16 protein-coding genes are annotated in these 23,939 nt (G+C 39.3%); 6 read left to right on the top strand and 10 right to left on the bottom strand.

Features of this window, described 5'->3' with window-relative positions:
- Nucleotides 1–124: 124 nt before the first annotated feature.
- The 3 genes from AC13EX_RS15585 to AC13EX_RS15575 all read left to right on the top strand — a co-directional run bounded on the left by AC13EX_RS15585 (nt 125) and on the right by AC13EX_RS15575 (nt 3,847).
- Nucleotides 125–1,276 (top strand): 2-isopropylmalate synthase, encoded by a 1,152-nt coding sequence (locus AC13EX_RS15585; protein WP_482893397.1) that lies wholly within the window; start codon nt 125–127, stop codon nt 1,274–1,276.
- Nucleotides 1,277–1,529: 253 nt separating this feature from the next.
- Entirely contained in the window at nt 1,530–2,804 is a 1,275-nt protein-coding gene (locus AC13EX_RS15580; protein ID WP_482893396.1) for an amidohydrolase/deacetylase family metallohydrolase, read from the top strand.
- A gap of 14 nt (nt 2,805–2,818) precedes the next feature.
- A complete protein-coding gene (locus AC13EX_RS15575) occupies nt 2,819–3,847 on the top strand; it encodes a metallophosphoesterase family protein (RefSeq protein WP_482893395.1) in 1,029 nt (342 codons plus the stop codon).
- A 22-nt stretch (nt 3,848–3,869) separates the two neighbouring features.
- Here AC13EX_RS15575 and AC13EX_RS15570 read toward each other — a convergent pair whose 3' ends face one another.
- Nucleotides 3,870–4,220, bottom strand: coding sequence for a Spx/MgsR family RNA polymerase-binding regulatory protein (locus AC13EX_RS15570; RefSeq protein ID WP_048640816.1), 351 nt, complete (start codon nt 4,218–4,220; stop codon nt 3,870–3,872).
- Nucleotides 4,221–4,775: 555 nt separating this feature from the next.
- On the opposite strand from AC13EX_RS15570, the gene AC13EX_RS15565 reads away from it, so the two are divergent.
- Complete coding sequence (locus AC13EX_RS15565; RefSeq protein ID WP_482893394.1) at nt 4,776–7,901, top strand: DUF5107 domain-containing protein; 3,126 nt, start codon at nt 4,776–4,778, stop codon at nt 7,899–7,901.
- Between the two features lie 75 nt (nt 7,902–7,976).
- Here AC13EX_RS15565 and hemL read toward each other — a convergent pair whose 3' ends face one another.
- The 9 genes from hemL to AC13EX_RS15520 all read right to left on the bottom strand — a co-directional run bounded on the left by hemL (nt 7,977) and on the right by AC13EX_RS15520 (nt 19,150).
- Nucleotides 7,977–9,263: a glutamate-1-semialdehyde 2,1-aminomutase gene (gene hemL, locus AC13EX_RS15560; protein WP_482893393.1), complete on the bottom strand. Its 1,287-nt coding sequence runs from the start codon at nt 9,261–9,263 to the stop codon at nt 7,977–7,979.
- 4 nt (nt 9,264–9,267) lie between these two features.
- On the bottom strand, nt 9,268–10,926 hold the full coding sequence (locus tag AC13EX_RS15555) for an ABC transporter substrate-binding protein (protein ID WP_048640819.1): 1,659 nt from the start codon (nt 10,924–10,926) through the stop codon (nt 9,268–9,270).
- A 150-nt stretch (nt 10,927–11,076) separates the two neighbouring features.
- Nucleotides 11,077–12,606: a glutamine-hydrolyzing GMP synthase gene (gene guaA / locus AC13EX_RS15550; RefSeq protein ID WP_482893391.1), complete on the bottom strand. Its 1,530-nt coding sequence runs from the start codon at nt 12,604–12,606 to the stop codon at nt 11,077–11,079.
- A 1,098-nt stretch (nt 12,607–13,704) separates the two neighbouring features.
- Nucleotides 13,705–14,109 carry an HIT family protein gene (locus AC13EX_RS15545; protein ID WP_482893390.1) on the bottom strand — a complete coding sequence of 135 codons (405 nt, stop codon included), beginning with the start codon at nt 14,107–14,109 and terminating at the stop codon, nt 13,705–13,707.
- A gap of 63 nt (nt 14,110–14,172) precedes the next feature.
- Entirely contained in the window at nt 14,173–14,646 is a 474-nt protein-coding gene (gene greA, locus AC13EX_RS15540) for a transcription elongation factor GreA (protein WP_014019090.1), read from the bottom strand.
- A gap of 140 nt (nt 14,647–14,786) precedes the next feature.
- A complete protein-coding gene (locus tag AC13EX_RS15535) occupies nt 14,787–15,719 on the bottom strand; it encodes an NAD(P)-dependent oxidoreductase (RefSeq protein ID WP_482893389.1) in 933 nt (310 codons plus the stop codon).
- Between the two features lie 7 nt (nt 15,720–15,726).
- Nucleotides 15,727–17,094 carry a magnesium transporter gene (gene mgtE, locus AC13EX_RS15530; RefSeq protein ID WP_048640828.1) on the bottom strand — a complete coding sequence of 456 codons (1,368 nt, stop codon included), beginning with the start codon at nt 17,092–17,094 and terminating at the stop codon, nt 15,727–15,729.
- Nucleotides 17,082–17,864 carry a 16S rRNA (adenine(1518)-N(6)/adenine(1519)-N(6))-dimethyltransferase RsmA gene (gene rsmA, locus AC13EX_RS15525; RefSeq protein ID WP_482893388.1) on the bottom strand — a complete coding sequence of 261 codons (783 nt, stop codon included), beginning with the start codon at nt 17,862–17,864 and terminating at the stop codon, nt 17,082–17,084. Before rsmA ends, mgtE begins: the two co-directional genes overlap by 13 nt.
- A gap of 767 nt (nt 17,865–18,631) precedes the next feature.
- Nucleotides 18,632–19,150 carry a septal ring lytic transglycosylase RlpA family protein gene (locus AC13EX_RS15520; RefSeq protein WP_482893387.1) on the bottom strand — a complete coding sequence of 173 codons (519 nt, stop codon included), beginning with the start codon at nt 19,148–19,150 and terminating at the stop codon, nt 18,632–18,634.
- A gap of 496 nt (nt 19,151–19,646) precedes the next feature.
- On the opposite strand from AC13EX_RS15520, the gene AC13EX_RS15515 reads away from it, so the two are divergent.
- Nucleotides 19,647–20,879 (top strand): metallophosphoesterase family protein, encoded by a 1,233-nt coding sequence (locus tag AC13EX_RS15515; protein WP_482893386.1) that lies wholly within the window; start codon nt 19,647–19,649, stop codon nt 20,877–20,879.
- A complete protein-coding gene (locus tag AC13EX_RS15510; RefSeq protein ID WP_482893385.1) occupies nt 20,876–23,914 on the top strand; it encodes an AAA family ATPase in 3,039 nt (1,012 codons plus the stop codon). Before AC13EX_RS15515 ends, AC13EX_RS15510 begins: the two co-directional genes overlap by 4 nt.
- Nucleotides 23,915–23,939: the final 25 nt, after the last annotated feature.

Raw genomic sequence — 23,939 nt, 5'->3', positions numbered from 1 at the left:
ATAACACTCATTTTCAGGTGTTAATGATAAATTTTTTAACATTAGGCATCGGACATATAAAGTTAAATGAATTTATTGGCTAATTGGAAGGTTCTACTTTAGATTTTATTAAAATATTAAAACTATGGATGAGAATCACGTATTGATCTTTGACACCACCCTACGAGATGGGGAACAAGTGCCCGGATGTAAATTAAACACCCCTCAAAAAATTGAAATTGCACAACAACTGGAGGCTTTAGGTGTAGATGTGATCGAAGCAGGTTTTCCTATTTCTAGCCCTGGAGATTTTAATTCCGTTATTGAAATATCAAAAAATATTTCGGAACCCATTATATGTGGGCTTTCTAGGGGAGTAAAAAAAGACATTGAGGTGGCTGCTGATGCCCTAAGATTTGCACGGAGACCTAGAATACATACTGGTATAGGAACTTCTGACTACCACATCAAGCACAAATTCAATAGCAATAGGGAGAACATCATTGAATGGGCTTCTGGGGCTGTTGCTCATGCTAAAAGCTTTGTTGAAGATGTTGAATTCTATGCTGAGGATGCCGGCAGGACAGACAATGAATACCTTGCGAGAGTTTGTGAAGCTGTTATCAAGGCTGGAGCCACTGTGCTAAACATCCCAGATACCACTGGCTATTGCTTACCCGATGAATATGGTACCAAAATCAAATATCTCGTTGACAATGTAAGAGGCATTGAAAACGTGATTATTTCAGCGCATTGCCACAATGACTTGGGGCTAGCCACAGCCAATTCAATTGCTGCTATAATGAATGGCGCAAGGCAGATTGAATGTACCATCAATGGTATCGGTGAAAGAGCGGGAAACACTTCCTTGGAAGAGGTAACCATGATAATGAAGCAACACCCAAGACTAAACGTTACCAACAATATTAATTCCAGATTGCTTAATCCAATCAGTCGCTTGGTAGCCGACAAGATGGGAATGATGGTTCAGCCTAATAAGGCCATCGTTGGTTCTAATGCATTTGCTCACTCTTCAGGAATACATCAGGACGGTGTAATTAAGAACAGAGAAACGTATGAGATCATTGATCCAATTGAAGTAGGTGTAGACGAATCAATGATTGTACTTACTGCCAGATCAGGCAGGGCAGCATTGGCTTATCGTGCGCACAAAGTAGGTCATACCCTTTCGAAGCTAGAATTAGACAAAGTCTATAATGTTTTCTTAAAACATGCTGACATGAAAAAAGAAATACTGGATGAAGACATTCACCAGATCATTTCAGAAGCTGTTTAACCCAAAAGAGGCAATAGGCTTTCTATTTCGTAGGGAAATCACTTTATGATGCCTCTGCCAATAGCATACTTGACGGCAAACACTGAGGTTAAAATTTCAATTATTCATATAAATAAACAAAACGGAGGACCTACATCCTCCGTTTTGTTTTTACCTCTTCCCAAGACCGATCAAAAAAAAATGTTTGCTTCTACGCAGCTAATGGGCTAAATTATCCCAAGAAAAATAAAATCAACTTATTCCACTATCTCGCATGATCAGTATTACTAAACTTTCATCTCACTGGCTGAAATTGGCCTTCACTATAATTCTGCTTGGATTTGGCTCCTTACAGCTAATTGCACAGCAATACGACCTCTTAATCAAAGGTGGTCATTTAATGGACCCTAAAAACAATATTGACGAGCCTATGGACATCGCAATAAAAGGGGACAAAATAGCTTTGGTACAGAAATCCATTTCATCAGATTTAGCAGCGGAGGTAATCGATGTAAAAGGATTGTATGTAAGCCCAGGACTTGTAGACATACACACCCATAATTTTTATGGTTTAGACCCTAAAGGACAATACAGCAGTGGCTACAGTGCCATTCACCCTGATGGATATACCTTCCCATTTGGTGTTACCACTGTTGTAGACACAGGAGGTTCAGGATGGCGCAATTTTGTGCAGTTTAAGGAACAGGTTATCGACAGGGTCCGCACAAGAGTATTGGTAATGCTTAATATCGTAGGTCATGGAATGAAGGGTTCTCTTTATGAACAAAACTTGGACGACATGGATCCAAAAATGACTGCATTGGTAGCCAAGCAATATCCTGATTATATCGTTGGGGTCAAAGTAGCCCATTATTCTGGCCATCAATGGGAACAGATTGACCGATTGGTTAAAGCCGGAGAATTGGCAGACATTCCGGTAATGGTAGATTTCGGCGGAGCAAACCCTCCTTTATCTTTGGAGACCCTCTTTATGGAAAAACTTCGTCCGGGTGACATCTACACACATATCTTTGGTGGTGGCGTTCCTTCTAGACAAGCCTTGGTAGATGACAATGGAAAATTACGTCCATTTATTAAAGCAGCACAAGAAAGGGGTGTTATCTATGATGTAGGACATGGTGGATCCAGTTTTTCCTTCAAACATGCTATCCCTGCTATTGAGCAAAGCATCAAACCCAACACAATTAGCACAGACAGTCACTTGAGCAGTATCATGAGCGGCATGAAAAACATGAACAATGTCATGTCCAAATTTCTTAACATAGGTATGAACCTTCAAGAGGTGGTTGCTGCTTCTACCTGGACACCTGCTCAGGTAATCAAGCGAACAGAATTAGGTCACTTAAGCCCAGGAGCCATTGCTGATATTGCTGTATTCAATGTACTTGAAGGTGACTTCGGCTTCACTGAAAAAACTGGCATTGGTAAAATGATGGGCAAATACAAAATCGAGAATGAGTTAACCGTTCGTTCTGGCAAAGTAGTTTGGGACTTGAACGGACTTACTGCACCAATGTGGAACGAATAAAAGCGAACTGATTTATGAAAAGGAGACATTTTTTCCAAAATGCCGGAGCACTATCTGCGGGGTTAGCGCTAGGCGTAAGTGATGGTAGATTGGCTGCTCAACCAAAAGCAGACTACAATAAAAACCCATTTATAATTGGTGTCAACGGACATAAAATCACCTACAATATCCCTGATCTTAGCCAAAAGGTGAAGATCATGCATGTCACTGATACCCATTTATGGAAAGATGACGAAAGGGGCGTAAAATACAAAGAATACAGTGGCCGCATGGCTAAAGCATACAATGAAACAAAGCATTTTCTTACCGGGAATCCCACGCACCCTGAAGAAGCTTTTGAAGCTACTCTTGAAATCGCCAAGCAGGAGAAAGCAGATGCCATCACACTGACGGGAGACTTATTTAGTTTCCCGTCAGAAGCGGCCATAGAGTGGGCATTGGATCGGCTGGAAAAAACAAGCATCCCCTACTTCTATTCCAGTGGAAACCATGACTGGCACTATGAAGGAATGAAGGGAAGCTTGCACGAACTAAGAGAAACATGGATTAATAAACGGCTGCTCCCTTTATACAAAGGCAGAAACCCGCTGATGTATTCCGTTGAAGTTAAAGGTGTTAATCTGGTAAATATTGACAATAGCTATTATGAAATACTTCCGGAGCAACTGGAGTTTTATAAAGGAGAAGTAAAAAAAGGAAAGCCTACCCTTCTAATGATGCATATCCCATTATATGCCCCAGGAAGAAGCTTGGGATATGGCTGTGGGCATCCTGATTATAATGCCAAAAATGACAGGAATTTTGAAATTGAACGTAGGCAACGTTGGCCTGAAAATGGACATAGTAAAACCACTATGGAATTTCATAGAGAGGTATTCACTACGAAAAACCTTTTAGGTGTTTTGGCAGGACATATCCACAGACAAACCATAGACTGGGCCAATGGTATCCCTCAATTCCTAACCAGCCCTAATGCGTCCGGAGGATACTTAGAAATAGACTTGTTGCCTATGGACAAGTCAGACCAATCAAAATTTACCTAAAAAAAACAGAACCACTGCCCTTTTAAAATTTAGACCGGATCAGTTCTTCGTCAAATCCTGCCTGCATGCTACCGTCCTCAAACACAAGAATTGGACGTTTAATCATGCTGCTTTTTTCTTGAAGAATAGGAATTGCAGTTTCAATACTTTCCAAAGCTGCTTTGTCACTTTCTTCCAGCTTTCTAAAAGTGGTACCTTTTCGATTGACTACAGTATTCAAACCCAGGCTGTCAATAAAACTTTCTAAAAGCCCTTTATCTGGTTTTTGCTTTTTATAATCGATAAAGTCATATTCCTTCCCTAAGGTTTCAAACAAGGTGAAGGTCTTTTTCATCGTATTGCAATTTTTGATACCATAAATCTTTACACTCATGCTATTTTTATTTTTTGGTCAAAGCCTTTCCAAATAATGGTTAAAATGGCTACTTGATTAAACCCAAAATATGCAATAGACATTCTATTACATAATCCGGGTTAAACTCAGGCTATTACAAATTCTTCTGCCCTTTAGGCTTTAAAATTACCTTATTTTGTCCAAATATATGCCATTAATTAAGATTAACAGGTTTAAAAAGCCGCATAAATTGTACAGGGATTAGCTTTAACTGAAACTGGAATCATAGGGTTTCACCTAGGCTAGCTTGCTCCCCAATTCACCCCTTTTGTACTAATCCAGTAATAAAGAAAAATAAAACCATTCTTATTTTCAATTACAAACACGGCAATAACCCTTTATCAAAAATGAATTGGTTATTAATTAGTATTAAATAAATTTTACCAATAAAACACCAAAGGAATTCACGTGTACCCATTTAGCCCAAAAAACCATACATTTGAGGAATGAGTTCAAATGTAATGAAACGCTTTAGTCCGGGGGCATTCCATTATCAACAGCCAATTCCCCTATTTAATAAACCACTTATTTAACATGAAATTAAAAATAGCAGTCTTTCTGGCTTTAATGCTAGCCATAGGCCAACCTGGCACAGCTCAAGAAGCTCGGGTTACACAACAAGCAACCGTATTTGAGACCTATTCTTTCTCAGATCCTAACCCAGTTCCTTCATTGGCCTACAAGCCGAACATTTACCCCTATTTCACTTTTGATGGCTATAGTGTAAAGTCTCAGAATAAAGAATGGAACCTTATTACACTCGAAAATGAATTCCTGAAAGTCACGGTAATGCCAGAAATAGGTGGCAGAATCTGGGGTGCAATAGAAAAATCAACTTCCGAAGATTTTATTTATGAAAATGAGGTCGTGAAATTTAGAAACATTGCCATGCGTGGTCCCTGGACCTCAGGAGGCATAGAATTTAATTTCGGCATCATTGGTCATTCTCCAGCTACTGCCAGTCCTGTAGATTATATTTATTACACAAATGAAGATGGTAGTGTGACCTGCGTAGTCGGTACCATTGACCTTCCTTCAAGGACCCAATGGAGAGTAAAAATCAACTTACCTAAGGACAAAGCCTATTTTGAAACGGATGCCACTTGGTACAATCCTGAACCATTAAGACAGCCTTATTACAACTGGATGACAGCAGCAGCTCATGTGGCAAATGACCAAGAGTTTTATTATCCCGGTCACATCGCCTTACAACATAGCGGAGAAATAAAAGATTGGCCAATACAGGATGGGATTGAAATCAATCTATATAAAAACAATAATTTTGGTGGAGCCAAATCCCAACATATTGCCGGATCCTATTTAAATCATTTCGGAGGTTATTTTCACGACAAAGGAATAGGTTTTGGACATTTTTCCACCTACGACGACAGCCCTGGAAAGAAACTATGGTTATGGGCTTTATCAAGAAATGGAGGGATTTGGGAAGACTTATTGACAGATAAGAACGGTCAATATATGGAATTTCAGGCTGGAAGAATGCTGAACCAGTTTTCCCCATCAAAAAATGTGGAAACACCACTTACCAAAGCAGGCTTTGCCCCATATACTATAGATCAATGGTCAAACTTTTGGTTCCCCGTTAAACAAATAGGAGGCATTAGCAATGTGTCCAAAAAAGGTGTTATTCATCTAGAGAAAACAAACAATTTGGTAAAATTGGGATTCAACCCTTTCCAAAAAGTTGACGGGTCAATAGACATAAAAATCAATGGGAGTAGTTCTCAATCTATTCCTGTTAAGGGAAATGCCATGGACATAATCTCCCATAAAATCCAAGTGGACACCCCCATCAAGGAGCTTGTGGTATCTTTTGAAGGTGAACAATTGTACAAATGGTCTGAAACGGATGACATGAAACTCATCAGGCCTTTTGACAAGGTAAATGCACCTAAACAATCTCCAAACCAAAAATTGTATTTCGAAGCCAGGCAATATTATTACAGCCGAGATTACAAAAAGGCAAAAGCGACCTATGAAGAGCTACTAGAAAATGACCCCGGGCATCAACAAGGAAGGATAGATTATGCTGAACTTCTGCTGCGTTTTACTCAATATGATGAGGCCTTAGAGAACATTTATAAGGCTTTGTCTGCTGATTATTTTGACCATCAGGCGAATTTTGTAGCTGGAAGTATTTATTTAGCAAATGAGCAAACCACACAAGCCCTTGAAGCTTATGGCTGGGCCGCCAGGTCAATGGAGTTCCGTTCCTCCGCTTACACCATCATGTCTGAGATTTACCTTTCAGAAGGGCAACTTTCCTTGGCTAAAGACTATGCGAAAAAAGCACTTAAAAACAACACCGACAATATAATGGCACTACAGGCTTTGGCGGTAATCCAAAGACTTCAAGGTGAAAAAGATTTGGCAAAAGCAACATTGGATAAACTTTGGGAAATTGATCCATTGAATCACTTTATTCGATTTGAGCGGTACCTAATGGATAAAACGCCTGCCTCATTGGATGAATTCAAAAAAGTAATAAACAATGAATTCCCTTATCAAACTTACTTGGAGCTAGCTGCTGTCTATAAAAAGTACGGACTAAAAGAAAACGCTGTAGAATTATTACAAAACAGTCCCCCTCATGCATTGGTAAACTTATGGATAGCAAGTATGGATCCAGCGCAAAAAGAAGCCCAACTGGAGAAAATGATCGCTCAACCTACTGAGTTTGTCCTACCCTTCAGAAAAGAAACTTTACCTATGCTTAAATGGGCTCAATCTGAAGTGACTTCATGGAAAATTGACTATTACCTGGCTCTCAACCTTATGGCCCTGGGACAGGAGGATGAAGGAAGACAAATATTAAAAACAATAAACCAGTCTGCGGATGAAGCTTCTTTTTACTTGAGTAGAGCACTCCTTCTGGATAAATATGAAAGCCAAGAGAACAATCTGAAAGACCTCGAAAGGGCACTTGAATTGGACAAAGAACAATGGAGAACCTATTTTCAAATTTCCAAATACCATAATAAATCCGGAGATCAACAAAAGGCAATGGCTGTTCTAAAAGAAGCAACAAAAGCCTTTCCTGGCAACTATGTACTGGAGATGGAAATGATTAAACTCCTCAACACAAATGGAGATTATAAAGTAGCCATGAACCTCTTGGATAAAATTCAGGTCTTGCCTCATGAGGGTGCTGGAGGAGGAAGAACCCTTTACGAAAGCGTCTACTTGAATGCTGCACTTCAAGACATTCAGTCAAAAAAATGGAATGCTGCTACAAGTAAAATTGAAAAATCAAGAATATGGCCAGAAAACCTAGGTGTAGGAAAACCTTTCGACCCAAGAGAGATTCTCCAAGATTACTTGGCTGCTGCGGTAAACAAAGCTAAAAATAATCGACCGCAATTCTCAAAATACCTGGAAGCTGTAATTTCTCAAGGAGACCACCTGAATAGCAACAGCAAAGAGCAAGCTCTAGTTGTTTTGGCCTTGAAGCACTCTGGCCAGGAGGATGCTGCTGAAAAATTGGTAGACAAAATTAAAAAGGAAGGAAGTCCATCTGCTGTTGCCAATATTGAGCAGCTTTTAGACCTTGCTGAGAATCGAGGAACTGGCACTTCTCAAGACTTGAAGGACAACGATATCGTTCAAAAAATTATCGAAACCACTAAGTCTATCTTAAAATAGAAGATCAATTAGCATAAAAAAAGTAGGCTTTCAAATATTGAAAGCCTCCTTTTTTTATAACAAAAACCTAACTGACTACAAGCTTTTTAACACTTGTTCATTGGCATCTAAAATCTGATCCAAGTGCGATTGCTCCAAGGCTGTTGACAAGAATAGGCTCTCATATTGTGAAGGGGCAAGATAAATTCCTCTGTCCAACATCCCTCTAAAATATTTACCAAAAACACCTGTATCACAGGTTTGAGCATCCGCAAAATTTATCACCTTTTTATCGGTAAAGAAAAGGGTGTACATGCTTCCTAAGTTATTGATAGTATAGGAAAGCCCCATTTGTTTAAGGCTATCTTTTATCCCACCAACTAAGGTATCTCCGGTCTTAGTCAACTGAGCATACACAGATGGATTTTCATCCAAGTATTTCAGCATAGTAAGACCTGCTGCCATTGCAATTGGATTTCCAGAAAGCGTTCCCGCTTGATAAACAGGCCCTGATGGGGATACATAATCCATGATTTCAGCTTTACCTCCATAAGCACCTACCGGCATACCTCCACCAATAATTTTACCCATTGTGGTAAGGTCAGGTTTTACATTAAAAAGCTGTTGAGCTCCTCCAGGAGAAAGCCTGAAACCTGTCATCACCTCATCGAATATCAACACTATACCTTCCTCATCACAGATTTTTCGTAGTCCTTCCAAAAATCCTGGCTCAGGTAAAACACAGCCCATATTTCCAGCTACTGGTTCTAGAATAATGGCTGCAATCTCTTCTTTGTTTGCTGCCACCACCTCTTTAACCTTCTCTAAGTCATTAAAAGGGGCCAAAAGGGTATCCTTAGCGGTTCCTTTAGTAACACCGGGAGAGTTGGGATTCCCCATGGTAATGGCTCCAGATCCCGCTGCTATTAGGAAACTATCACCATGCCCATGATAATTACCTTCAAATTTTATAAATTTCTCTCTACCTGTAAACCCTCTAGCTAGTCGAACGGCAGACATGGTTGCTTCAGTACCGCTATTAACCATTCTAACTTTCTCTACGGAAGGAACCATCTTTGTGATCAATTCCGCAATCTCTACTTCCAGTCCAGTGGGAGCTCCGAAAGAAGTTCCGTTTTCCATGGCTTTAATAACCGCTTCACGCACCAATGGATGGTTGTGACCGAGTACCATTGGTCCCCAGCTATTGATCGCTTCTATGTATCGATTTCCATCAACATCAAAGATGTAGGCACCTTCTGCTTTAGCAATAAATAAAGGATCGCCACCTACTGCCTTAAAGGCCCTCACAGGTGAATTTACGCCTCCAGGTATGAATTTCTGAGCCTTTTCAAAAAGCTGCTTGCTTTTACTTGTCGTCATCTAATTATTCTTCAATAGTCAAAACTCCATCTTCCAAACTTAGAATAGGAACATAATTATTAAATCTCACTCGAGAAAAATTAAAACCAAATGTTAAATTCCCTTTTATAAAACTTCTTCTATCAAGATTTTTTTGAAAGTCAAAACCTTTTTCTTCGTTGATAACTTTGGTTACAAAATCGGCGAGTTCGAAACCCATATAAGCAAATGATGAAGGGTTGATTTTATAATGATTCATGTAATCGTTCCTGAAATCATCCAGCAATTCATTATTAAAATCAACGGTGTTATTGCCTACAAAATGGAAATTTTGGGTTTCCATCATATCGTAATTAGCAAAATCAAAATACAACCAACTTTCCATTACCACCACTGGCAGTCCTGCTCCTAAAGACTCTACAAGCCCAAAAGTAGGTGAGGCTATGTTCGGATCATCCGAAAAGATTACCATCAAATCTGCGGTTTGGGATTTTCCTTTCCCCAATTCCAGGCTCTCGAAAAAACCCTGCATATCTCTGGTAGTTACTTTTTGATTCTTCACTATTTGAAGCCCACTAATTCTAGCCATATCTACAAAAGTAGCTGCCAATAATTCATCTCTGCTCGTCCCAGAATAGGCTATTGCAACTCTTTTCCCTTCAAATTTTCTGCAATAATCCAATACATTTTGGCTAATTGCCTGAATAGATGGTCTGAACAAATAAGAGTATTCAAATCCCTTTACATTTTCATCAATATTGGACAGTGGATTAATTTGAGGAATTTGTCTTTGTTGAGCAAAACTCGCAACAAGCGCAGTTTCCTCAGGATACAGTGGCCCAATAATGATGTCAGCATTAGATAAAAAGTCGTCTTCTAATATACCTCTTACTTTGGCATCACTTCTTTCCGTATCAAAAGTTTTAAAATTTAACTTTACCCCATTTGATTTGGCTTGATCCAATGCAAGTTTTATCCCCTGATACAATTGTAAAACAAAGTTGTTTGAATTAATTGACTGCACTCCGGATCTGCCTTCATAATTAAAAGGCAGCACCACGGCAATATCTAAAACATTGTCTTTGCTCGAAAGCTTAACGTTACTACTTCCCTGAGTCAAAGCTTCACTTCTGATTTTTTCATACAAGGATCTTTCTGTAGAGGACATAGAACCTTGTGTCTCAAGCCGCTCTTTTAAAGCCATGACCAAGCCCTTATTTTCAGGAAAAAGCCCGTACTGTACAGCAAGAGAACTTGACGCGCTTACTTTCAAAAAATTATAGCTTGCTTTGTACCCCTCTTTTTTCAAGGTTTCATCTGAGATTTGATCTATCAATCGCAATGCATCATTTGGAGACGAGAGCTCAAAATGACACAATGCCAAAAGGTAGCGGGCATCGTCTTTTTTCGCGAAACCCCTCGTAGCAATAAGAGAATTTAAGGCTTCTTTAGCCAGTTCAAATTGCCTGTTACCATAGGCTGCTCTAGCAAAATGATACCTCGCATAATCTGATAACGAACTGTATTTCTCTTTATCAAGATAAGGTCTTAGCAACTCCATTGCCTCTGCCTGATTTCCTTGCTGTATCTGTTTTTTAGCTTGTTCAAGTTGATCAAAACCCTCCTGCGAATAGGCAGTGAACAAGGGAACAATAAGAAATAGAAAGTATAGTGTTATTTTCATGGGGTGAAGAATTCTTTAATGGTGTAGTTTCAAACTTCGTACCTTTTTTCACAAAAAACCGTCATCATTTCAAAATTACGAAATTAAATTTTCCTTAAGCGTATTTACATAGAAAAGCCTGACTTCTCCATCAGGCTTTTCTTATTATTTTTATTCCCACTCAATGGTTGCAGGTGGTTTGGAACTGATATCGTATACGACCCTGTTCACACCTTTCACTTTATTGATAATATCATTGGAGACCTTGCCTAGGAAATCGTAGGGTAAATGAACCCAATCCGCAGTCATGCCATCCACCGATGAAACCGCTCTTAAGGCTACAACTCTTTCATAAGTCCTTTCATCACCCATTACGCCTACAGACTGTACTGGTAACAACATGGATCCCGCTTGCCATACATCATCATACAAGCCTGCGTCTTTCAGACCTTGAATAAAAATATAATCTACCTCCTGAAGGGTTTGCACCTTTTCTTCAGTCACGTCTCCTAAAATTCTAATCCCAAGTCCCGGACCTGGGAAAGGATGTCTGCCAATGATGGCATCGGAAATGCCTAAAGCTTTACCAACTTCTCTTACACCATCTTTAAATAGGGTGTTTAATGGTTCTACTACTTTAAGCTTCATAAAATCTGGAAGCCCACCCACATTGTGGTGAGATTTAATGGTTGCTGATGGGCCATTGACCGAAACGGATTCGATCACATCTGGATAGATGGTTCCTTGCCCCAGCCATTTTACATCCTTGATTTTATGGGCTTCATCATCAAAAACCTCGATAAAGGTTTTTCCGATGGCTTTTCTTTTTCCTTCAGGGTCTGATATACCGGCTAAAGCATCATAAAACTTCTGCTTGGCATCCACGCCAATGACATTAAGCCCCATTCCTTTGTAGGAATCCAGAACTTCTTCAAACTCATTTTTTCTTAACAAACCATTGTCAACAAAGACACAGGTCAATTGATCACCTATAGCTCTATGTATTAAGGTTGCTGCCACTGATGAATCCACACCACCAGACAAGCCCATCACTACACGGTCTTTTCCTATGGTTTCTTTAAGAGAAGCTATGGTAGCATCTATAAATACATCTGAGGTCCAATCCTGTGCACAGTCGCAAATCTGAACCACAAAATTCCTCAAGAGATTCTTACCTTCTGTAGAGTGGGTCACTTCCGGATGAAACTGAATACCATAGGTTTCTTCACCTTGTACTTTGTACGCGGCTATTTTTACCGAGTGCGTACTGGCGATGACATCAAACCCTTCCGGCAATTCCTTGATGGTATCTCCATGGGACATCCATACTTGAGAATCATGTGTCAATTCCCTAAAAAGCTTTGAATGGGTGTCCAAATGAGAAATTTTGGCCCTTCCATATTCCCTGATTTCAGAAGGTGTTACATTTCCACCGTATTTCTGCGCCATTAGCTGTGCTCCATAGCACACACCCAAAATGGGTAATTTACCGCGAAGTGCATCTAAATCCAGATCAGGAGAATCATTGTCTCTAACAGAGCAAGGACTGCCTGAAAGTATGATTCCTTTAATGTCTGAAGTAATTGGGGGGATTTTATTGAAAGGGTGAATTTCACAATATACATCCAGTTCTCTAACACGTCTGGCTATTAGCTGTGTGTACTGAGAACCAAAGTCTAGGATTAAAATCTGTTCTGCCATGCGCAAAGTTAATCAGCCCTTACCAATTCCCGAAATAAAAAGGTGAATTTTCAAAAGAATATTTGGGGTTAATAGTTTGAGAAAAATGCAGAAAACCAAAAAAACAAGTGCCACCGGCCTAAATTAGGTTTACTCTTTCTTTTCATTTCACACATTTATTTGTGTTTTTTTTCTGGATAGGTCAAAGTGAAAACTGAGATTGCCACCCTTTCAGGGCTCAGGATTTAAAATTTTCACCTATTTCCACAGGGCTGACACCCTGTGCTAAGTTACTACGCCCTTTCAGGGCTAAATGAAAAAAACATCAGGATAATAAAATGCATTTTTCAACTAAAAACCCAAGGTGGTTAAGCCCCAATTCCTACAAATAACCCCGGCCCTGAAAGGGACAAATACAATAGCACAGGGTGAAGCCCTATGTAGAAAACCAGTATTGCAACCTAAGCCCTGCAGGGGCGAAATATTTAAGCAATTTGAGAAATGAAAATTTGGGCTGCTAACAAGCAATAAATTTTAAAACTGTAAACTTTTTTCAGGACGAGTCAATTTATGTAAAATGGATGCCACCCTTCCAGGGCTCAGGATTAAAATATTTACCTATTGCCACAGGGCTGACACCCTGTGCTAAGTTACTATGCCTTTTCAGGGCTAAAATGAAAAAATATCCAGATTATAAGTTCATTTTCAACTAAATACCCAAGGTGGTTAAGCCTCAATTCCTACAAATAATCCCGGCCCTGCAGGGGACAAATATAATAGCACAGGGTGAAGCCCTGTGTGGAAAATCAGTATTGCAACCTAAGCCCTGCAGGGGCGAAATATTTGAGCAATTCGGGATTTATCTGTGATGAGTACTTGTCCTAAAAAAGTTTACCTATTAAAATTTAAATACTACTTTAGGTTTACATTTTACGTAAAACCCCCCTTGCCCCCTTAAAAGGGGGAATTTCAGAATAGCTTATTGTAACACTAATTTAATTTTGTGTCAGGTCAAAAAGTCAATCCAATGGGATTGGTGGTAAGATAACCGGACCATACTTCGGCTCCGCTCAGTAACCATGCTTCGGCTCCGCTCAGCCACCGGGATAAAGGAAGGTTTTAATTCGCTTGATTGAAAGCTTGCTTAATTTTTGAGGCAATTTCTTCCATTTCTGAAGGCTCCAATTGTAGCTTTGGCCTGCTGAAATTGATATCATCCATGCTTCTTAGCGGTACCAAATGGATATGTACATGAGGTACCTCCAAGCCGATGACAGCCACACCTATTCGGGTACATTTGATGACTGACTCTTGGGCTTTGGCGACTTTCTTGGCAAAAAGGTGAAGACTAGCATACAATTCATCATCCAGGTCATAGATGTAATCTACTTCTTCCTTGGGCACCACCAATACGTGGCCTTTTACCAAGGGCATGATGTCTAAAAAAGCAATATGTTGCTCATCCTCAGCAACGATATGTGCCGGGATTTCTCTGTTGATAATCTTTGTGAAAATAGAAGGCATAAGTAAGGAAGTTAATGATTGATCACAAAAAAATCCCGATGCATCGCAACCGGGATTAAAAAATTATATGCTTATTTCAAGCACTTCAAATTCTACCAAACCGGCAGGGGCTTGGATTTGAGCAATATCTCCGACTTTCTTTCCCAAAAGGCCTTTGCCAAAGGGAGATGCTGAGGAAATCTTATTTTGTTTAAGATCAGCTTCTTCCTCAGAAACCAAAGTATAGGAAACTGTCATGCCATTTTTTACATTTTTTATTTTTACAGTGCATAGAATACCTACCTTAGACGTATCCATTTTGGAGTTGTCCAATACCCTGGCATTACCAATGACGTTTTCAAGTTTGGCAATCTTCAATTCCAAATGCCCCTGAGCATCTTTGGCTGCATCATATTCTGCATTTTCACTCAAATCACCCTTATCTCTGGCTTCCGCAATTTGCTTGGCAATGTCTGTTCTGCCCTTGGTCTTTAGGAACTGAAGCTCATCTTTGAGCTTCCGCAATCCTTCTTCTGTATAATACTGTATGCTTCCCATATTTATTAATTGTTAGCCTCTTATTAAATAAAATAACGGCCTCAACCTTGAGACCGTTTCCATATGCTTCCATTATTTTCTATACGCAAAGATAAAATAAGAATTCATATTTTACAATTTAACTATCTTTTATTAAGACACTAACCCTTCCATTGACCGGCAATTTTAGCTACTAAAACCTCATTTATCTTCCGGTAAGACTCTTTGGTCCACCCTGCTACATGGGGCGAAAACAGTACCTGTTTGAAGCCCGTTAGTTGCTCAAACGACTTTTTCTCAGCAACAGTTAGCTTCTGGAGTTTTTCTTTTTCCAACACATCCAAAGCAGCCCCTTTCAACTGCCCCTTCTCAAGCCCTTCTATGAGTGTATCAAAACTAATCACTTCCCCTCGGGCTGTATTAATCAGATAAAATGGATGATTAAATCCGTTTATAATATCAGCTGTAAAGAAATTTCTAGTCTCTTCCGTCAAGGGAACATGAATACTTAAAACCTCTGCTTTTTCCTGAATTTTTTCAAAACTACATTCCTCAACAAACTCATTTCCAAAGCCTTTTTTGTATTTGTCATAGGCTAGCACCTTTACCCCAAAGCCTTTGAGTCGCTGAGCAAAAGCAGACCCCATGTTCCCAAAACCAAAAATCCCTACAGTTTTGCCACATAGCTCCTCCCCTCTGTTTCCTTCTCGATCCCAAACACCACGTCTTACTTGGTTATCAGATTGAACGAAGTGATTAAAGAGTGCTAAAAGCATTCCTACAGCATGTTCAGCTACAGCATCTCTATTGCCTTCTGGCGCAGAATAAAGTGCAATACCATTTTGCTCTAGGTAATCCAAATCAATATTGTCTAAGCCTGCACCTGCTCGGGCCACAAACTTTAAATTAATCCCTTTTACCAATAAATCCCTGTCAATGGGTGTTTTAGAACGAATAACAAGCCCTTCATAGTCGGCTAGTATTTGAAGAATACCCTCTCTATCTATATCCGGCCTATAATGTGCCTCGTAACCCTTTTCTTCCAACAACGGAACGATGCTCTCATGCATCTGATCAATGATTAAAATTTTCATGTGCTAATTAAAGATTCAATAACAAAGTGGCTACCATAAAATACACTCCTAAACCCAACAAATCATTGGCAGTAGTGATAAAGGGGCCTGAAGCCATCGCAGGATTGATCCCCAATTTATCCAAAACAATAGGTGTCAATGTCCCCATAAATGAAGCCAGCAAAACCACACTAAATAAGGCAATACTAACAACCAAACCGAACTTTACTTCCTTATCGTACAGAAATACCACAGTGGCCATCACAAACAAGGAAAGTACCAGCCCATTTAAAATGGCAACCAATAGCACTTTAAGTAATCGTTTGGTCAAACTATCTGCAAATACGGACCTATTTGCCAAACTCTGCACAACCAATGTAGAAGACTGTATGCCCACATTCCCCCCTGTAGCTGTAATCAATGGAATAAAAAAAGCCAAGGCTGTAACGGCATTTAGTCCTTCTTCAAAGAAACCAATAAATCCAGCTCCCAAAAGTCCGCCTACCATACCTATTAAAAGCCAAGGCAACCTGGCCCTGGAAAGCCTATATACTGAATCGGACTCTTCCACATCATCCGAGATACCTGTCATGGCCTGAATATCCTCGTCGGCTTGTTCCCTTATCAGATCAAGTATATCATCTACGGTAATTCTACCTACAAGTTTGTTTTTAACATTCACAACCGGAATAGCCTCTAAATCATACTTACGCATAATTTCAGCCACTTCCTCCCCTTCCATATAGGTGGGTACAGATATTATATTGTCTTCATATAGGTCAGCAACTTTAGTGTCCGAAGAGGCTAAAATCAACTTTTTCAAAGCTACCCGACCAAGCAACTTTTCCTTATTGTCTACTACATAAATGCTAAAAATCTTCTCTACATTTTCCGCCTGCCTTCTAATTTCATCAATGGTCTGCACCACTGTCCAGTTCAGGTTGGCTTTTATGATCTCCTTTGCCATAAGCCCCCCAGCACTGTCCTCATCGTAGCGAAGAAGCTCTATAATGTAAAGGGATTTCTCCTTTGCCTCAAGATGGCTTATCACTGCCTCACGGTCATTTACTACCAATTGATTCAGTATATCCACTGCATCATCAGAATCCATGTGATCTATCAGCGTGGCCAACTCCTCAGGAGGCATTGCCTTGATAACTTTGTATTGAGAATCCTCTTCTAATTCATTCAGAATATCTGCAGAAAAATCAGGATCGAGGGCTCTTAGGACAAATAGGGCCTCCATCATTTCCAACTCATCCAATAATGCAGCAACATCTGCTTTATTGGCATCTTGCATGGACTCTTGAATGAAGTCTACATGTTCACCAATTATATTTTCCTTTAGGGCTTCTAAGTACTCCTTAGACAGCTCAAATAATTCTATTCTTTCCAAGATGCTTCAAGTTGTTGGGTTAATAAAACAAATTCAGCCACCCCAAGCTGTTCGGCCCTCAAATCCAACATAGGCATAGCTTTGAATTCATCTGAAAGCCCCATGGGTTTTAGTGCATTTCTCAGGGTTTTTCTTCTTGTACTAAAGGCCTGCTTGACAAGTCTAAAGAACAACTTCTCATTACAATCCAACTTATCTACCTCATTCCGTTTTATACGAATCACCCCACTATTGACCTTGGGCGGTGGATCAAATACTTCTGGGGGGACTGTAAACAAGTATTCCACATCATAGTAAGCTTGAAGCAATACACTTAATATACCATAGGTTTTGTTCCCTTTCTTTGATGTCATTCGCTCCGCTACCTCCTTTTGCAACATACCCACCACTTCGGTCACAAGGTGTCTTCTTTCCAATACTTTAAAGAAAATCTGACTGGATATATTATAAGGAAAATTCCCGATGATCGCATGGGAAGCACTAAGCTTTTCCCTGAAATCATAATTCAGGAAATCACCTTCTATAATTTCAAGGTTTTCTCCCTCATATTTAGTATTCAAATAAGTAATTGACTCCTTATCAATCTCAATTAGTTTTAAATCCCAATTCTTCTTCAATAGGAAATCAGTAAGCACTCCCATACCTGGCCCAATCTCCAATACTACACCTGTCTCCATATGGCCAGTAAGTGACCCGGCTATCTTTTCAGCAACATTTAAGTCTTTAAGAAAATGTTGGCCCAAATGTTTTTTAGCTCTCACTTTGCTCATAATACCAATCTATTTAGGGGATTTTAAGTCATCAAAAGTAAGCAATATAAAACAACGACCATAACATAAATGGAGCGTATCGTTAAAATATAAACAGCTTTTGACCTATGCTTTTTAGCCTGGATAATTTGGCTTACCTCTGTCAGCCTATGCCTTTTTCATTATTTCGGGCTGAAGATAATTTCTGAAAAGAATTTTTCAATACGCATTAATACCTCAAAGCCATTTCCTTCCTTTACCTCGGAATTCTTTGAACCCGGATTATGTATGTCAGGGGTGAAGCCTGTCCCGTGTTTACGGGAAGTGTTGCAATCGCAAGACAATCAGGCTGTTTGGAGATTTTAACATAGCACCGCTATGGTGAAATTGATAACAGCAACGAAGTGGCTGATTTTGAAGCGATTTCAGCACGTAATAGATTGTCTATTGCATATTTCGGATTGAACTGACCATGGCACAAATTCATTCTGACCTAAGAGGTATAAACTGATTTATTGAGTAGGACCTACAAGTTGCTTAGGACAAGAAAATAGCATTGGTACTCATCGTTTGCTAAGGTTTCCAATCTTTTTGACTTATTATTAAAGGTTATCCTGAAGTGATTTAATCTATCAAAAATTAAAGTAGAAAGATAAAAGCATCCCCACTGTCTTTACCACTGGAAATTTGGAAATTAACGAAATGTACCTGAACAAAATCACCCACTGAAGTGCAATTGTGAATTATTAAACTAATTCTCTCAAGACATCGGACCCAGTTAAGCCAATTTAATAAGCTTTGTTTTCTATTTTTAATAGCTCTTCATCGTCTCTTGTAAAAGCTATTTCCTGATGAAAATTTCTCAATCGAATATCCTTAGGTACTTTCTTGTATTGGTCCCTTACCCATTCAACCGCCTGTTCACTCAATAAGGATAATTTTACAGGAACTACGCCATCGTTTACCATTTCCAAATGCTTTGCGACACCTTTAGAGAGGTCTATTATTCTTTTCGAACTCTTCGGCAAGCGATCATTGATTCGAACAATTGCCTCTAAACCATTCTGTTGGTTGGTCACTTTCACCAAGGTCCCAAATGGCAGGTGTTTGTGTGCTGCTGTGAACTCCCACATATCGTATACTTCACCATTAGCCGTTTTTCGATTATGAAAACGTGTTCCATAAAAACTTGCAATTCCTTCCTGAATAACCAAAAGAGAATCTGGGGAAGTAAAAGGGGACTGGGCAAATAGAAGACTTTCAAAGCCCAAGGTAGCAACAAGGCATAATGCCAAAATTCTTTTCATACTAAATTTACTCACAACAATTATTCCAATTGATTCAGACTGACTGATTTTCAATCGATTCGCTAGAAATAAACGCCAAAACCAGGAGTTACCTTAAAACCCACAGTAGATGAAAACACTAAATGGGGATAGTAGATCAATAGAAAACAACATCCCAATTAGCTGAATATCTATTTCATAACAATTTTAGGAAACTAAGCGAAACGGTACTTGATAGATGCCTACCCATTCAACTTGGATTCATTACTCTATAAAATTGATCCCAAAAATAAGGAAATGTCCTTGTCCTCCCCTGTCTTTAACGTAAATTTATCCGAGCTTACTTCGAACTAAGAAATAGTTTTGGCCCAAAATGGCCAAATGAATTAATAAATAAGATAAAAATTATGCTCCCAATACCTGGATAATATTGCCTAGGAATCTTTTTGGCTATTACTGACACAATACCATCACAGGGTTGATCAATTCATATTTAGAGATTAGAGCTTTAATAAAAATGCAAATTAAAATATTACATACAGCTGACTGGCATTTGGGGAAGAGACTTCAAGAGGCTTCCAGGCTTGAGGAACAAAAGCTTGTACTTGAAGAAATCACAGAAATCGCTAATTCTGAAGACGTAGACTTGGTGCTGATTGCCGGGGATATTTTCGATGGATTTAACCCCAGTCATGAGGCCATCGAATTATTGTACAAAACACTTCGTAAGCTCTCGAAAAATGGGCAAAGGCCTATAGTAGCAATTTCAGGAAACCACGATAGCACCCAATTTATAGAAGCACCGGACCCATTGGCAAGGGAGATGGGTATCTTCTTTTATAGTAGGTACGACAGCATAATCCCAACAGGAAAGCTTGACAGTGGTGTGGAAGTTGTCGCTTCGGACAAAGGTTTTGTCTCATTAAAATTACCTCATCTGGATTTCCCAGTACGCATATTATTGGCACCTTATGCCAACGAAGTATCTCTTCGCACCTACTTGGGAGAGGGAGATAGAGAAAATGAGCTCAGAAAGGTGTTGGAAGAAAAATGGACGGGACTAGCTAAGCAATACTGTGACACAAAAGGTTTGAATTTATTTCTGGGTCATTTTTTCTTTGTAAAGGAAGGAACAACTCCTGAAAAAGAACCTGAAAGCGAGCGTCCGATATTACATGTAGGAGGCACTCAGGCTTTGTACACCTCCAATATACCTTCACAAATCCAATATGCAGCATTGGGTCATTTGCACAGGTACCATGCTACCACCAAAAGTCCATTTCCAGTGGTGTATTCAAGTTCTCCTTTAGCTTATTCATTTAGTGAAGCTGGTCAGGAAAAACAAGTAGTTCTCATTACTGGTGAACCCAACAAACCCGTAGATTACAAGCCAATCCCTCTTAAGCAAGGGCGAAAACTTGAGCGAAAAAAATTCAACGAACTGGGTACAGCTTTGAAATGGCTGGAGGAAAACCCCAATTGTTTCGTTGAATTAACTTATGAAACGGAAAACTCCATAGATGCGGCTACTAGAAAAAGCCTTCTCCAAGCTCACGATGGCATTATCAACCTTATTCCTCATATCAAAAACCTAACTGAGGATGCTAATGACGAGTTGCAAGTAGAGGATTTGGACAAAGACATGAATAGCTTGTTTAACATGTATTATAAAAGTGAAAAAGGACAATTACCAAATGAAGAACTGATGTCCATTTTTAGAGAAATACTTAGTCAAGACAATAAAATATGATTCCATTAAAGCTTTCAATTAAAGGACTGTACTCCTACAAAGAAGAACAAATCATAGATTTTGAAAAACTTACTGCTGCAGGAATGTTTGGGATTTTCGGAGCAGTTGGCAGTGGTAAATCTTCCATTTTGGAAGCAATACTATTGGCATTGTATGGCAGTACAGAAAGGCTTTCTGACAGGGGGGAGAAAAACAGTATGGTCAATCTTCAGAGCAATCATTTACTGATCAACTTTGAATTTAGTGCTGGCAAAAACAATAGTCAACATTTCCTGGCCAGGTATTCGGTAAAGCGAAACGCTAAAAATTTCAATGAAATCAAGCCTGCAGAACACACATTTTATCTAATAGAAGGAGGAGAAACAAGCCCAATACAGCAAAATGCCGAAGCTATCATCGGCATGAAAAAGGAGCATTTCAAACAAACGGTAATTATCCCTCAAGGTAAATTCAGGGAATTTATAGACCTCACTCCTGGTCCCAGAGCAGAAATGATGAAGGAATTGTTTGGCCTAGAACGTTTTGATTTATCGGCCAAAACAGGTGGTTTATTGAAGGTAGTAAAGAACGAACTGATTCGATTAGAAACACAATTGGAAGGATTAGGTGATACTTCTGAGGAGATTTTAAAAGAGAAATTTAAATTAAGAGAGGAATTCAAAGAGGCAGGAAAAAAAGCAAGTGAAAACTTAGACAAAACCAGTCTTCAGCTACAGTCCCTTGAGGCCTTGAAAAAGAAGCACCTGCAGTTCATAGATTTTCAATCCAAATGGGATGCTCTTCAATCTCGCACACAGGAGATGGAAGAGAAAAAGAAAGAGCTAAAGGCCTATACTCAAGCAAACAACTACCTGCGCCCAATATGGAACCAGATAAAGGATTGTCAACTGGAATTGGAAAAAGCCACCACGGGCATAGTCAATTGCAATAGGTTTAAAGAGGCCTATTCTGATGATATCCGCAAATTAGAACTTCAGGAAAGAGAACTAAGAGAAAAAGCAGAAAAAAGACCTTTAAGAGAGGCCAAGATCCGAGATCTAAAAAAAGTATTGGAGCTTCAGGTCATCATAAAAGACCTTGAAGAAGCAAAAAACAAAGTTTCTTCGATTAAGCCAAGCCTTATTGAAAACCAGGGGAAATTAGCAGCAATAGAAAAACAGCTCTCTTCACTTGAAGAAGAACTGGATAATAGCAGAAGCCAGGCTACAAGTACGCAACTGGCAAAGCTCACCGGTGACATTAAGGATTGGAGCAATTTTTCGGAAAACATAAACAACCTTGAGCTGTCCTTAGCCCAGATCAAAAAAGAAATTCAGTCCATAAAAGAGCGTGAAGAAGAAATCACAGCTGCAATTCCGAGTCAGTTTGAAAACTTAGATAGTTGGTCCAATTGGGAGAATGAGCACCTCAAATCATTAGAGGCAGGGAAAGAACAATTGATAGAGAACAAAGCATTGCAAGCACATGTCAAAAGTTTAAAGACAGGTGAACCCTGTCCTCTATGTGGTTCTGTTCATCACCCTATGCCGCTTAGCACAGACGAAACTGAAGAAAAAGTAGCCGAATTCAAGCAACAGCTTATAGTTTCAAAGCAGACTATCGATAAAATCCAAAAACTTTCCCGTCAACTCTACGATCAAAACTTACAAAAAACAAATCAAGTCAAACTTTACACTGAGAAGGAACAGGATTTAAAAACTTTAAATATTGAATTCTCTTTCCTTAAAAACGATCTATTGGAAGACGGCCTTAAGGACCTCGAGGCCTTAAAAGGAAGGTTCAAAAAGCTTAAAGGTCAAATAGAAAAAGAAGAATCCTTACAAAAGTCTGCCAGAGAGTATAGAAAGCAACTGGAGAGCTTAAGGCTTCAAATAGAAAATGGTCAACAGCAACTGAAGTTAGGCGAGCAACAAACAATAGAACTTACCAGCAGATTAAAAGCAAAAGAGGAGGAAATAAGCGACAAAAACTTCAGCAATGGATACATGCAATCCTCCACTGAAACCATCAAACAAACAATAGCCACTGTCCTAAAAGACATTGAGGACACAGCTAATTTATTGGATGGAAAACAAAAAGTTCTGAAGGATAAGCGCAACGATGAAGCCACTAACCTTGCTAACCTGGAGAATTTCAAAAACAACAAAGAAGTGGCTGTTTTGAAGTTAGAAACTTTAAACAGTAAATACGATGAATTGAAAACCAAGCTAGGCCAAACCGACCAAAAACTACTCGACAAACTTTTCAATAGCAACCTGGATGAGGAGAAGTTTGACCGGGAGATTAGAGAGTATGAAAAAGAATGTTCTATCGTACAATCCCATTTAAGCTCATTAGAAGCAGAAGAGGGAGTTAAGAACTTTGACCAGGTACATTTCAATTTACTTCAGGAAGAGTTTGATTCAAAGAAAGCCGAGCTAGATGCTATCAATAAAAAAACGATAAATCTGGACCGTGATATTTCTGAGCTAAAAGAAAAACTAGAAACAAAGAAGGACTTGGCCAAGCTACTTGATGCCATGGAAAACAGGGCCACAAATTTAAAAGAATTGGAGCAACTGTTTAAAGGCAGTGGGTTTGTGAAGTATGTAAGCAGTATTTACCTTAAGGAATTGTGCAACACGGCAAATAAAAGATTTACCCAATTGACCAAAAATAGCCTAAGACTGGAGATAGATGCCAACAATACCTTTTGGGTGGTAGATTACCTGAATGAAGGAAAGAAGCGATTGTTAAAAACCTTGTCTGGAGGCCAAACTTTTCAAGCATCATTGTGTTTGGCATTGGCCTTGGCTGAAAAAGTAAAATCCCTCAACCAGGCTGATCAAAGCTTCTTCTTTCTAGATGAAGGTTTTGGGGCCTTGGACAGAAAATCGCTTCGTATAGTATTTGAAACCTTAAAGGCACTAAGACATGAAAACAGAATTGTGGGTATAATCAGTCATGTTGAAGAACTACAGCAGGAAATCGAAGTTTTCGCCAATATTGTTTTAGACGCTGAAAAAGGCAGTCAGGTCATGTACAGTTATCAGTAATAGCAAAAAGCATCCCTGAAAAACA

It is taken from the genome of Cyclobacterium sp. L-R (assembly GCF_056859355.1).
This window is presented reverse-complemented; position numbering and strand designations above follow the sequence as displayed.

Excerpts from the sequence above, each read along its gene's own strand:
- AC13EX_RS15575 (WP_482893395.1), top strand. The coding sequence starts at position 2,819 with ATGAAAAGGAGACATTTTTTCCAAAATGCCGGAGCACTATCTGCGGGG.
- greA (WP_014019090.1), bottom strand. The coding sequence starts at position 14,646 with ATGGGAAGCATACAGTATTATACAGAAGAAGGATTGCGGAAGCTCAAA.
- hemL (WP_482893393.1), bottom strand. The coding sequence starts at position 9,263 with ATGACGACAAGTAAAAGCAAGCAGCTTTTTGAAAAGGCTCAGAAATTC.
- AC13EX_RS15570 (WP_048640816.1), bottom strand. The coding sequence starts at position 4,220 with ATGAGTGTAAAGATTTATGGTATCAAAAATTGCAATACGATGAAAAAG.
- AC13EX_RS15535 (WP_482893389.1), bottom strand. The coding sequence starts at position 15,719 with ATGAAAATTTTAATCATTGATCAGATGCATGAGAGCATCGTTCCGTTG.
- AC13EX_RS15510 (WP_482893385.1), top strand. The coding sequence starts at position 20,876 with ATGATTCCATTAAAGCTTTCAATTAAAGGACTGTACTCCTACAAAGAA.
- AC13EX_RS15585 (WP_482893397.1), top strand. The coding sequence starts at position 125 with ATGGATGAGAATCACGTATTGATCTTTGACACCACCCTACGAGATGGG.
- AC13EX_RS15515 (WP_482893386.1), top strand. The coding sequence starts at position 19,647 with ATGCAAATTAAAATATTACATACAGCTGACTGGCATTTGGGGAAGAGA.
- rsmA (WP_482893388.1), bottom strand. The coding sequence starts at position 17,864 with ATGAGCAAAGTGAGAGCTAAAAAACATTTGGGCCAACATTTTCTTAAA.
- AC13EX_RS15545 (WP_482893390.1), bottom strand. The coding sequence starts at position 14,109 with ATGCCTTCTATTTTCACAAAGATTATCAACAGAGAAATCCCGGCACAT.
- AC13EX_RS15580 (WP_482893396.1), top strand. The coding sequence starts at position 1,530 with ATGATCAGTATTACTAAACTTTCATCTCACTGGCTGAAATTGGCCTTC.
- AC13EX_RS15555 (WP_048640819.1), bottom strand. The coding sequence starts at position 10,926 with ATGAAAATAACACTATACTTTCTATTTCTTATTGTTCCCTTGTTCACT.
- AC13EX_RS15520 (WP_482893387.1), bottom strand. The coding sequence starts at position 19,150 with ATGAAAAGAATTTTGGCATTATGCCTTGTTGCTACCTTGGGCTTTGAA.
- AC13EX_RS15565 (WP_482893394.1), top strand. The coding sequence starts at position 4,776 with ATGAAATTAAAAATAGCAGTCTTTCTGGCTTTAATGCTAGCCATAGGC.
- guaA (WP_482893391.1), bottom strand. The coding sequence starts at position 12,606 with ATGGCAGAACAGATTTTAATCCTAGACTTTGGTTCTCAGTACACACAG.